This window comes from Bradyrhizobium sp. KB893862 SZCCT0404 (assembly GCF_018130885.1).
Lineage (GTDB): Bacteria > Pseudomonadota > Alphaproteobacteria > Rhizobiales > Xanthobacteraceae > Bradyrhizobium > Bradyrhizobium stylosanthis.
The window spans coordinates 581,377-592,678 of sequence record NZ_JAFCLT010000001.1; the positions used below are offsets into that span (position 1 = coordinate 581,377).

12 protein-coding genes are annotated in these 11,302 nt (G+C 63.4%); 10 read left to right on the forward strand and 2 right to left on the reverse strand.

Annotated features, from left to right (window positions below):
* Nucleotides 1–79 precede the first annotated feature (79 nt).
* Complete coding sequence (locus JQ617_RS02890; RefSeq protein WP_212024297.1) at nucleotides 80–1,105, reverse strand: SDR family oxidoreductase; 1,026 nt, start codon at nucleotides 1,103–1,105, stop codon at nucleotides 80–82.
* A gap of 164 nt (nucleotides 1,106–1,269) precedes the next feature.
* Here JQ617_RS02890 and JQ617_RS02895 point away from each other — a divergent pair, with 164 nt between their 5' ends.
* From JQ617_RS02895 to JQ617_RS02930, 8 genes are all read left to right on the forward strand, one after another.
* The gene (locus JQ617_RS02895; RefSeq protein ID WP_063682737.1) at nucleotides 1,270–1,857 is read left to right on the forward strand and encodes an SIS domain-containing protein; all 588 of its coding nucleotides are present in this window, start codon (nucleotides 1,270–1,272) and stop codon (nucleotides 1,855–1,857) included.
* An 11-nt stretch (nucleotides 1,858–1,868) separates the two neighbouring features.
* Nucleotides 1,869–2,891 (forward strand): lysylphosphatidylglycerol synthase transmembrane domain-containing protein, encoded by a 1,023-nt coding sequence (locus tag JQ617_RS02900; protein WP_212024299.1) that lies wholly within the window; start codon nucleotides 1,869–1,871, stop codon nucleotides 2,889–2,891.
* A gap of 85 nt (nucleotides 2,892–2,976) precedes the next feature.
* Nucleotides 2,977–4,245 carry a class I SAM-dependent methyltransferase gene (locus tag JQ617_RS02905; RefSeq protein ID WP_212024301.1) on the forward strand — a complete coding sequence of 423 codons (1,269 nt, stop codon included), beginning with the start codon at nucleotides 2,977–2,979 and terminating at the stop codon, nucleotides 4,243–4,245.
* Between the two features lie 356 nt (nucleotides 4,246–4,601).
* Nucleotides 4,602–4,793, forward strand: coding sequence for a preprotein translocase subunit SecE (gene secE / locus JQ617_RS02910; RefSeq protein WP_063682740.1), 192 nt, complete (start codon nucleotides 4,602–4,604; stop codon nucleotides 4,791–4,793).
* Entirely contained in the window at nucleotides 4,793–5,347 is a 555-nt protein-coding gene (gene nusG / locus JQ617_RS02915; protein ID WP_007602985.1) for a transcription termination/antitermination protein NusG, read from the forward strand. Before secE ends, nusG begins: the two co-directional genes overlap by 1 nt.
* Nucleotides 5,348–5,480: 133 nt before the next feature.
* Nucleotides 5,481–5,909: a 50S ribosomal protein L11 gene (gene rplK / locus JQ617_RS02920; protein WP_008136439.1), complete on the forward strand. Its 429-nt coding sequence runs from the start codon at nucleotides 5,481–5,483 to the stop codon at nucleotides 5,907–5,909.
* A gap of 6 nt (nucleotides 5,910–5,915) precedes the next feature.
* Nucleotides 5,916–6,608 carry a 50S ribosomal protein L1 gene (gene rplA / locus JQ617_RS02925; protein ID WP_063682741.1) on the forward strand — a complete coding sequence of 231 codons (693 nt, stop codon included), beginning with the start codon at nucleotides 5,916–5,918 and terminating at the stop codon, nucleotides 6,606–6,608.
* A gap of 91 nt (nucleotides 6,609–6,699) precedes the next feature.
* Nucleotides 6,700–7,650 (forward strand): 2-hydroxyacid dehydrogenase, encoded by a 951-nt coding sequence (locus JQ617_RS02930; protein WP_212024303.1) that lies wholly within the window; start codon nucleotides 6,700–6,702, stop codon nucleotides 7,648–7,650.
* On the opposite strand, the gene JQ617_RS02935 is transcribed toward JQ617_RS02930, so the two are convergent.
* Complete coding sequence (locus JQ617_RS02935) at nucleotides 7,647–9,290, reverse strand: hypothetical protein (RefSeq protein ID WP_212024305.1); 1,644 nt, start codon at nucleotides 9,288–9,290, stop codon at nucleotides 7,647–7,649. The genes JQ617_RS02930 and JQ617_RS02935 overlap by 4 nt on opposite strands.
* 711 nt (nucleotides 9,291–10,001) lie before the next feature.
* Here JQ617_RS02935 and rplJ point away from each other — a divergent pair.
* Together rplJ and rplL are read left to right on the forward strand one after the other, a co-directional pair.
* Entirely contained in the window at nucleotides 10,002–10,520 is a 519-nt protein-coding gene (gene rplJ, locus JQ617_RS02940; protein WP_063684765.1) for a 50S ribosomal protein L10, read from the forward strand.
* A gap of 54 nt (nucleotides 10,521–10,574) precedes the next feature.
* A complete protein-coding gene (rplL, locus tag JQ617_RS02945; RefSeq protein ID WP_063682744.1) occupies nucleotides 10,575–10,952 on the forward strand; it encodes a 50S ribosomal protein L7/L12 in 378 nt (125 codons plus the stop codon).
* Nucleotides 10,953–11,302 lie beyond the last annotated feature (350 nt).

Below are 11,302 nucleotides of genomic sequence, written 5' to 3' on the forward strand. Positions count from 1 at the left end.
ATTACCCAAAGTGCCGGCCGGCATCAGCCGGACGGTCCGAAATTGATCGATTCGCGGCAACGATACCCGGCGAACCTGTTCAATAGCTTGCCTTCGGCGTGCCGGACGCCGCATCCTTGTCGTCGCCGAGATACTTGAACCAGTCCTTGGTGGCATCGGCGATCTTGTCGACCGTCCACAGCGGAGCGTCCTTGTACTGGTCCATCGACTTCAGCATCGTCGCGACGCCGTCCTCGAACTTCACCTTCGGGGCCCAGTTCAGGACCCGCTTGATCTTGGTGATGTCGGCGTAGGTGCAGTCGGGCTCGCCGGGACGCTTGGGAATGTGGACCTTGTCGCCGCCGAGCAGCTCGACAAGCCGGTTGACGCTGTAGGTGTTGTCCGAGCCGACGTTGAAGATCTCGTGCGAGACGTCGGACTGCGCGGCCGTGACGAAGGCGTCGGCGACATCGCTGACGAAGGTGAAATCGCGGGTCTGCTCGCCGTCGCCGACCACCGTGAACGGCTTGCCGGCAAGCTTCTGCGCCATGAACACGCCGAACACGGCGCCGTAGGTACCCGTGGTGCGATGACGCGGTCCGTAGACGTTGAACAGGCGCAGCGCGATCGCAGGCAGCTTATAGACCTGGCACCAATGCATGACGCACTGCTCGCCGAGATTCTTGGTCAGCGCGTAGGGATACATCGGCCGGATCTCGGCGCTCTCCGCCGTCGGATAGGCATCGGGGATGCCGTAGCAGGACGACGACGCCGCATAGACGAACCGGCGGGCGCCCGCATGCCGCGCGGCCTCGAGCACGTTGACGGTGCCGTCGACATTGGCGCGGTGATACGGCATCGGCGATTCGATCGAGGGCACGATGTCGGCGAGCGCGGCGAGATGAAAGACCCAGTCGACACCGTGGAAATACGGGCGGATCTGCTCGAGGTCGGTGACGTCGGCGCGCACGACCTTCAAGCGATTCGAATTGGCGTGCGAGGACAGATTTTCGGGACGGCCAATGACGAAATTGTCGAGCGCAATCACCTCATGTCCGTCGTCGAGGAGACGATCGACAAGGTGGCTTCCAATGAATCCGGCGCCGCCAGTAACGATGCATTTCATGGGGAACATCCGTGATGCGAATGCCCAGCGAAACAGGCTCGCCAATGTTGAGTGAAACCCGAAGCCGGTTACCAGCCACGCGCAAGTTTGGCAAGTATTATACCTTTGCAATCCCTAGTAATAGCCGGTATCACACGCCCACATTGCAGCCGAGCCGCGAGCCCATGCCCACCGAGTCCGTTGATCCCGATCACAAGGCTTTCCTCGTCGATTACATGGGGCGGCTTCATCGCGCGACGGCTGTCGACGACGCTGTCTTCGCCCAGATATCGGCCACCCGCGCGGCCTGGTTGCGCGCGCGCGAGCAGGGCGGCCGCGTCATCTTCATCGGCAATGGCGGCTCGGCGGGCATCGCTTCTCATCTGGCGATCGACCTGGCGAAGAACGCATCGGTGCCCGCGCTGTGCTTCAGCGATGCAAGCATGATGTCGTGCCTTGCCAACGATTACGGCTTCGAGGACTGGATTGCGCATGCGGTGCGGCTGAGCGCGCGTGCCGGCGACTGTCTCGTCGCGATCAGCTCGTCGGGGCGGTCGAAGAACATCATCAACGCGGTAGCGCAGGCGCGGACGATGAAGCTCGGCGTGATCACGCTGTCGGGGATGAATGCGGAAAATCCGTTGCGCAATCTCGGCGACGTCAACTTCTGGGTGGACAGCCGCAGCTACAACATCGTCGAGACCACGCACCAGTTCTGGATGATGGCCGCGATCGACCTCGTCATCGGTCGCGCGGAATATCCGGCATCCTGAGGCAGGCATCGATGCAGTCGCGGTTCAAGCAGGCGGCCCTGTTCTCGGTGAAGCTCCTGCTGTCGATCACCGTGCTCGTCTACATCGCACGCGGTCTCGATCTGAACCGGTTGCGCAGCCATCTCGTCTCAGTCGATCCCTCCCTGTTCATTCTCGCGTTGGCGCTGATCTTCCTTCAGACCTTCGCGCTCAACGGCCGGTGGGAGCTGATCATGCGCGCGCTCGGCGTGTCGCTGGACTGGCTCGCCGGCTGGCGGATCCTGATGATCAGCCTCTGGTTCAACCAGGTATTGCCGTCGTCGGTGGGCGGCGACGCCGTTCGGATGTGGATGCTGCGCCAGCGCGGCGTGCAGTGGCCCGAGGCGGTCAAGGGCGTTGCGGCGGACCGCTTCACGGCGTTGATCGGACTGATCGTGCTGATGGTGGCGGGATTTCCGTTCCTGATGTCGCGCGTCTCCAACGAGGCCGCGATTCTGGCGATCGGCGCGCTGACGCTGGCGGGCGTCGCCGGGACCGTGGTCCTGCTGACGCTTGATCGCCTGCCCAAGCGCCTCATCGCGTTTCCCGCGATCGCAAGCTTCGTCCGCTTCGGCACGCTGGTCAGGTTTCTGCTGCTTCGATCCGAGCATCGCGGCTTGCTGTTCGGTTCGGCGCTCTTCATCCATCTCGTGACCGCGACAGCCTGCTATGCCCTGGCGCGCGGCGTGGGGGCGCAACTCTCCGTCGTGGATGCCGGCATCCTGATTCCGCCGGTGGTTCTCCTGACGGCGGTTCCGATCTCGATCAGCGGCTGGGGCGTTCGCGAGGGCGCGATGGTCGCCTGTCTCGGCCTCGCCGGCATTCCGTCCGAGGAAGCGCTGTCGGTCTCGATTCTGCTTGGTGGCGTTAGCGTGATCATCGGTCTGGCTGGCGGCGTGATCTGGCTGGCAAGTCCGGAGCGCGGTTCCTATTCGGCGGACAAGGCAGCAAATGCTGCGGAAGAATCGCCGAATTACGGGCTGGCAAAGGCCGAGGAGGTATCGAGCCACCCTTGACACTCTTGAACCATTGCCGTCGATCTGATCTTCACAGGGCGGGTTCGACCCGCTCGCACGCACATCTCCGTTTTCCGGTCCTCTGATGCAAAACCTGTTCTACGTCCGCCATACCTGCCGTCTCTGCCATTCCGACAAGCAGGAGCTGGTCGTTCCGATGGCCGGCATGCCCATCGGCACGCCGAACTTCCAGGTGCCGAACGCCAGCGTTGACGATCCGGTTTTCCGGGCCGCGGTGCCGATGGCGCTGCACCTGTGCAGGGATTGCGGCCACCTTCAGATCCTCCATGTCGGCAATCCCGAGGTCCAGTACCGCAATTACGTCTACACGACCTCGCTCTCGCTCGGTCTGCGCGAGCACTTCGCCGGTTATGCCAACGACGTCGTCAGCCGCTTCGGGATCGCGCCGGGCTCGCTGGTCGTCGAACTCGGCAGCAACGACGGATCGCTGCTCGGCTACTTCAAGGAGCGCGGCATGCGGGTGCTGGGCGTCGATCCCGCCGTCGACATTGCGCGGCGCGCGACGGAGGCGGGGATCGAGACCATCGGCGATTTCTTCACCGACGTGATCGGTCACCGCATCCTTCAGAGCCATGGCGCGGCCAGCGTCGTGATCGCCAACAACATGATCGCCAATGTCGACAATCTCGATCCGCTGGTGATCGGCGTTCGCGACGTGCTGGCGCCGGACGGATTGTTCGTGTTCGAGACGCAATATGGCGTCGACGTCACCGAGAAGAACCTTCTCGACACCGTCTATCACGAGCATCTGTCGTATTTTAACATCAAGCCGCTGATCCGTTTCTTTGCCCGGCTGGGCATGGAGCTGATCGACGTCCAGCACATCTGGACCAAGGGCGGCTCGATCCGCGTCACGGTGCAGCGCGCCGGCGGCCCGAAGAAGCCGTCCGCGGAAGTTGCGCGCTTTGTTGCCGAGGAGGACAAGCTCGGTGTCGATCAGCCGGCTTATTACGCCCCCTATGTGAAGAGAATCGCCGACATCCGCAACGAACTGGTTGCGATGGCGGATGCCGCCCATGCGCGCGGTCAGTCGGTTGCCGGCTACGGCGTCTCGGTCGGTACCACGACGCTGCTGCCGCAGTTCGGCCTGGAGAACAAGATCGACTTCCTCGTGGACGACGATCCGAAGAAGGGGAACGTGATGGCCGGCCCGGGATACGACATCCCGATCCTGCCGCCCGCCGCCCTTTACGAGCGCAAGCCGGCCTTCGTCGTCGTCTTCGCCTGGCGCTATGTCGACCCGATCCGGGCCAAGCACGCCCGCTATTTTGCCGAGGGCGGAAAGTTCGTGGTGCCGCTGCCCGGCATTTCCATGGTCGACCGGGCCGACTGATAGGGCCGGGCCGGCAGGCGGGCGCCCGGTCGTGGGCGTTCCGCCGGATACCGGCCGGCGCCGGCACCGGCGGGGTTGGATAAGCCCTTGATCCGCATGGGCTCTGCAGGGCCGCCCGGAGGAGGGCGGTCTGCTCGCCCGGGCTGCCACGACCTTGACCTTTGGTCCCATCCGCAGTAGATACCCCGCACTCGCAGCCGGCCCGTTAGACGCGGATCTCCGGCGCGGCTTTTAAATCCCCGAACAATCGAGCCCGGTTTCCGGCTCATCCTTCGAGACAGAGGGCTGGGCCAACGGCGGCTGTTCGGATCCCTGAAATTCATTTGCGTCTATCGACGGACGCTGGACCCTAGGCGATGGCAGTCAGCCCGTTCAAGTTCTTGCAGGAAGTACGCTCGGAGACCGCCAAGGTCACCTGGCCGACCCGTCGCGAGACCACGATCACCACCATCATGGTGTTCGTCATGGTCGCGGTCGCCTCGGTGTTCTTCTTCGCCGCCGACCAGATCATCCGCGTCCTCATCACCTTCCTTCTGGGCATCCACTGATGGCTACAGCAACCGCTCAACTGTCCGACAAGCGCTGGTACATCGTCCACGCCTACTCGAACTTCGAGAAGAAGGTCGCCGAATCGATCCGCGAGCAGGCCAAGCAGCGCGGGCTCGAGGAGCTGTTCGAGCTGGTGCTGGTTCCGACCGAGAAGGTCACGGAAGTGCGCCGCGGCCGCAAGATCGACGCCGAGCGCAAGTTCTTCCCGGGCTACGTGCTGGTGAAGATGAAGCTGACCGACGAGGCGTTCCATCTGATCAAGAACACGCCGAAGGTGACGGGCTTCCTCGGCGCGGAAAACAAGCCGATGCCGATCTCGGAAGCCGAGGCGATGCGCATCCTGCATCAGGTGCAGGAGGGCGTGGAACGGCCGAAAGCGTCGGTGTCGTTCGAGATCGGCGAGAACGTGCGCGTGGCCGACGGCCCGTTCGCCTCGTTCTCGGGTGTGGTCGAGGAAATCGACGAGGCGCGCTCGCGCGTGAAGGTCGCGGTGTCGATCTTCGGCCGTGCCACGCCGGTCGAGCTGGAATTCGGTCAGGTCGAGAAGGTCTGACCGGACGAGGCGTGAGGCTTTCGGGCCTCGCGCGACAAGAGGCCGTGGGAGGACGAGGGCGGTTGCCAGCCGCACATCGGTCCCGACCACGAACCTGAAACCGCCGGCCCTGCCGGCACAACAGGAGTGATACATGGCAAAGAAAGTGACCGGATACCTGAAGCTTCAGGTCCCGGCCGGTGCGGCGAATCCTTCGCCCCCGATCGGTCCCGCGCTCGGTCAGCGCGGTCTCAACATCATGGAGTTCTGCAAGGCGTTCAACGCGCAGACCCAGAAGGAAGAGAAGAACACCCCGATTCCCGTCGTGATCACGATCTACGCCGATCGTTCGTTCACGTTCGAGATGAAGACCCCTCCGATGTCCTTCTTCCTCAAGCAGGCTGCCAAGATCCAGTCCGGCTCGAAGGCGCCGGGCCGTGACAAGGCCGGCAAGGTGACCAAGGCGCAGGTGCGCGAGATCGCCGAGAAGAAGATGAAGGATCTCAATTGCGACACCATCGAATCGGCCATGAAGATGGTCGAGGGCTCTGCCCGCTCGATGGGTCTGGAAGTGGCGGGGTAAGCGGTCATGGCAATCGGAAAGCGTTTGAACAAAGCCCGCGAAGGTGTTGACCGCGAAAAGCTTTACCCGCTCGCGGACGCCATCAAGATGGTCAAGGAACGCGCCAAGGCGAAGTTCGACGAGACCATCGAGGTCGCGATCAATCTCGGCGTCGATCCGCGTCACGCCGACCAGATGGTCCGCGGCGTCGTGACCCTGCCGAACGGCACCGGCCGTACGCTCCGCGTCGGCGTGTTCGCCCGCGGCGCCAAGGCTGACGAAGCCAAGGCCGCAGGTGCCGACGTCGTCGGCGCCGAAGACCTGGTCGAGAAGGTGCAGAACGGCGCGATTGATTTCGACCGCTGCATCGCCACCCCCGACATGATGCCGCTGGTCGGCCGTCTCGGTAAGGTGCTCGGCCCGCGCGGCCTGATGCCGAACCCGAAGATCGGCACCGTGACCATGGACGTCACCGGTGCGGTGAAGGGTGCCAAGGGCGGCTCGGTCGAGTTCCGGGTCGAGAAGGCCGGCATCTTGCAGGCCGGCGTCGGCAAGGCCTCGTTCTCCGAGGAGAAGCTGGTCGAGAACATCAAGGCTCTGGCCGATGCCGTCTCGAAGGCGAAGCCGGCCGGTTCCAAGGGTACCTACATCCAGCGCGTTGCGGTGTCCTCGACGATGGGCCCCGGCGTGAAGGTCGAGCCGGGCACCATTCTCGGCTGAGGTTTGGAAATTTGAATGAGGCGAGGGGCGGAATTGGGCAACCGATTCCGCCCCTCGTCGTTTGTGGCGGGGCTCACCGGAAACAAGAACAATGGCTGACAAGGTCCTGATCTTTTCGCGCTTTCCCAAGACGATGATGGCGCGTTTCGCCGAACGGTTCGAGCTGCTCGACACTGGTGGCAAGCCGGCGCATGAAATGTTTCCGACAGAGGAGTTGAGTGGCATCCGTGCGCTGCTCACCGCAGGCGGCTCGCCGCTCGGCGCGGAAGCGATGGACCAGTTTCCAAAGCTCGGGACCATCGTCTGCTACGGCACCGGTTATGACGGCGTCGACCTGAAGGCCGCCGCCGCACGCAACATCGCGGTCGGCCACAGCCCCGGCGCCAATGCGGCGTCCGTCGCCGACATCGCGATGACCCTGATGCTGGCGACGACCCGGCGGATCCTGGTCGCCGATCAATATGTCCGCAGCGGCGACTGGGCCGCCTCGAAGCAATCGCCGATGATGCGCCCGCAGGCCGGCATGCCCGGCCGCCGCATCGGCGTCTACGGCATGGGCGAGATCGGCCGCAAGATCGCGGCGCGCTGCGCCGCCTTCGAGAGCGAGGTCGGCTATTTCAGCCGCACCAGATACGATCTGCCCTATCAATATTTCCCGTCGCTGGAGGCGCTGGCCGACTGGTGCAGCGTGCTGATGATCGCGGTGCGGGCAGGGTCCGAGACCCAGCACGTCGTCAACGCCGATATCCTGGGGCGCCTCGGCGCCGACGGCTATGTCGTCAACATTTCGCGGGGCTCCGTCATCGACCAGAATGCCCTGGTCGCGGCGCTGACCGACAAGACCATCGCCGGCGCCGGCCTCGACGTCTTCGAGAAGGAACCGCACGCGCCCGACGCCCTGACCGCGCTCCCCAACGTCGTGTTCGCCCCCCATATCGGTGGCCACACCCTGGAATCGCACGTCGCCATGCAGAACTGCGTGCTGGCGAACCTCACCGCATTCTTCGAGGGCAAGCCGCTGCCTTATGGGGTCAAATCCTAGCGGGCGCGATCGAAGCGAAATTTGTCCTGCAACTCGCGCCGTAGCTTGTCGTCTTTCACCGAGGCAATGCGCGCCGCCGCGCGTTCGCGAAGCATCCGGGTCATGGGCGTCAGGGCGGGATAAGGGCTGTTCCAGCCCGCGGCTTGCAGGAACTGCTCGAGTCGCGCATCGGGGGCGCGATCGAGCTGCTGAGCAAGGAACTCGCGCTCCTCCTCATTGCGAATGAGGTAGACCCGTTTGAACGCCAGCACGCGGCTGACGAAGGCATCGCTGGCGTCGTCGCGTATCACACGAAAGCGCTGGCGCTGTTCCTCCACATATTGATCTGATTGATAGGCCGTCTTGTTGGCGAGGCGCAGCGCCAGTTCATATTCCCACGTCTTCAGGTCGCCTCGTTCCGCGAAGATCCGCGCGGCCTGATCCGCGACGCCGGGATATTTCTCAGCATCCCAAGGGAACGGCAGCATGACGTCGTTGTAATCGAAGCCGACGGCGGGGTCCTGCATCCGCGTGACGATCAGGTCGACGAATTTGCGCTGCCGGCCGGGGTCGAGCTTGTACCAGAATTTCTGCAGAGCTTCGCGGACGTTGCTGGGAAAGCTCGACAGCTCGATGAATGACGCCATCACGCCGAGCAGTTCGTCGTCGATGCCGCCCTTGGCCTGCACCGTCAGGGCGATGTCGAGCGCGGCGGTGCGGGTCGGCCCCCTCGAAATCTCGACAGCGCGGCGGATCAACTCGGCAGTGCTGAGATCGGGTGTCTTCGGCGGTGCGGCCCAGTCGATGCCGTAGACGGCAGCCGCGAGGTCTTCGCCGGTGAAGGTGGGGCCTCCGATCCAGACCATTTGCGATGGACCGCCCGAAAATCCCTCCCACAGCGACAATGTCGGGTCCGGCAGGTTGGGCTGCCCGAACAGGGGAGCATAGCTGAGCACGAGGCGACGGCCAGAGTGCCAGGTCGCAGCCACGTGTTCTTCGCCGTTCTGCCGGACATTGAGCGTGCCGACGGTGCAGCAGCCGACCATCGGGTAATAGGGCCTGGGCTTCATGCGAACCACGAGGCCGTCAGGGATGGCGTCGATCGTCGCTGTCTTCAGGCATTCGCCGATGCGCCCTGCGCGTTGCAGGAGTTCCGAGTTGCGCAGCTCGTCGCCGGTGCAATCCTTGGCTGCGGCAAGCTCGGTCATCCGGATGGGGCCGATATGGCCTTTCTCGTCGTCAGTGGCGTGGACGTAGCGATCGACCAGGCCGTCGGCGAGCAGCGTGATCTGACCGCAGCAGCCCCGGACCCCTGGGGTCACCAAGGTGACGGTACGAATGGACATTAATTCGGCCGGGATCGTGCGGACGGCGAGGGCGGGGTCGGTGGTCGCCTCGACGTGATAGCGGCTCCAGACTGATGCGCCGAACCAGATTGCGAAGAACACCGGGGGGGCGGCGATCAGGCCGGGATGTTTCCGGAGCGCGCCATACATCATCATGCCCAGGACCACGATCATCCAGACAATGTTGAGGCCGCCCACGATGATGTGCATGAGAAAGGCGAGGGCCAGCACCGGAAACGAACTGGTTCCCAACGCCCCGAAGACGGCAGCCAGGATCACCAGACCGATGATTAGGGTGACGATGTGCCGGGTCATGCTTGATTCGAATCTGGTCCCTGGACGGGAAGGGGCTCAACCTGTAGCTGAAAGACCTTGTCCGATCCGTAAGGCGTGTGTTCCGATGCGCCGTCGTGTGAAAAGGGTTCCCTAACCTTCGGCGGAAACGTGCCTTTTGCCTCGGTTCAAGCCCCGCCGGCAACGGATTGGAACTGGTGTGAATTTTGCTCTTGGCAAGCCGGCACAGAGCGGTTAAAGAACCGCCTCCGGACGTGCCGGCCTCGGCTGGCGCGTTCGTGCACGCATTCCGAAAACCCGACAGACAGGAGATCATTCCTTTTCAGGACGTCCGCGAGGATTTGCCGGAAAAGGAAGGAAAATCCGTCGGTTGGCTGGGATGCGGGCAGGGGTCGGGCGGTTCGCCGGCTGACCTCGTCCTGTCCAAGACTGCAGGCGCCCGCGGGAAATCTAGATTTCTCAACGGCTTAATCGCATGGCCTGCATAGACGGGTGAAGACCGGATTTCACTTCGTATCCAGCTTTAAGGGCTGGCTCTGCGAAAAGGGTCTGGTTCGGACCTCGACACGCCGTGGGCTCTGATGGGCTCCCGGAGGGCAGGCTTTGAATTGTCGTCTCGCCCGGCGCGTGTCCTGGGGGTTTTGACCCCGAGGTTCAGGTTTTGGGTGGGACGATGGGTGCAACCCGGCGGTCCCGCTTCTTGCGATGACCGCCAACCGGAAAGAGCTTGCTGTGGAACGAGCGGCAAAAAAGGAAGCGGTCGAACAGCTCAACGGGGTCTTCAAGACCACGAGCGTCGCGGTCGTTGCCCAATATTCCGGCCTCACCGTCGCCCAGATGCAGAAGCTGCGCCAGCAGATGAAGCAGGCGGGTGCATCGGTGAAGGTCTCGAAGAACCGTCTCGCCAAAATTGCTCTTGAAGGCACTGACGTCGTTGCCATCGGCCCCATGCTGAAGGGACCGACCGTGATCGCCACTTCGAACGATCCGGTAGCGGCGCCAAAGGTCGCCGTCGAATTCGCCAAGGCGAACGAAAAGTTCGTCATCATTGGCGGCTCGATGGGAAAGACCGTCCTGAATGTCGACAGCGTGAAGGCGCTTGCCTCGCTGCCGTCGCTTGATGAACTGCGCGGCAAGATCGTCGGCCTGCTTGTGGCCCCGGCGACCAAGCTCGCTCAGCTCGCCAACGCGCCCGCGGGCAAGCTCGCGCGCGTCATCCAGGCTCATGCCTCAAAGGGCGAAGCGGCCTGACGCCCTTCGCAAAACTCAAACCCGAACCAGACTTACACGTAAGGAAACTGAACAATGGCTGACTTGCAGAAGATCGTTGACGACCTCTCGAGCCTCACCGTGCTCGAAGCTGCCGAACTCGCGAAGCTCCTCGAAGAGAAGTGGGGCGTTTCGGCTGCCGCGGCTGTCGCCGTGGCCGGCCCGGCTGGCGGTGGCGCTGCTGCCGCTCCGGCGGAAGAGAAGACCGAGTTCACGGTCGTTCTCGCCTCGGCTGGCGACAAGAAGATCGAAGTCATCAAGGAAGTCCGCGCCATCACCGGTCTCGGCCTGAAGGAAGCAAAGGACCTCGTCGAGGGTGCTCCGAAGCCGCTGAAGGAAGGCGTGAACAAGGACGAAGCCGACAAGATCAAGGCCCAGCTCGAGAAGGCTGGCGCCAAGGTCGAGCTCAAGTAAGCACTGCTTACTGGCGGGGATCCCGGGCGGGCATCGGCTCGGCCCGGGATCCTGGTCCGCCCTCAATCGGGGTGGTCCGGATGCAAAAGGCGTGCGACGGAACGAGCCGACGCGGGCCGAACACGAAAAAGTGTGGGGATTTGCGGGTTTAACCCTCGAATCTGCACTATTGTCGCCCCATATCGGGTCGGCAGCACGAAAGCGCGGTGGGCAGGGAAGCCGGATTTTCCTGTAAGCCGTTGGGAGAGCAGGCTATTTCGGGCTTTTGCAGTCCGTGAAGACGATCGTTGTGACGGGCGGGCGCGCGCTAGCGCCCCGCGCGTCGTTTTGCGTTTTGAAGGTCTGAAGAA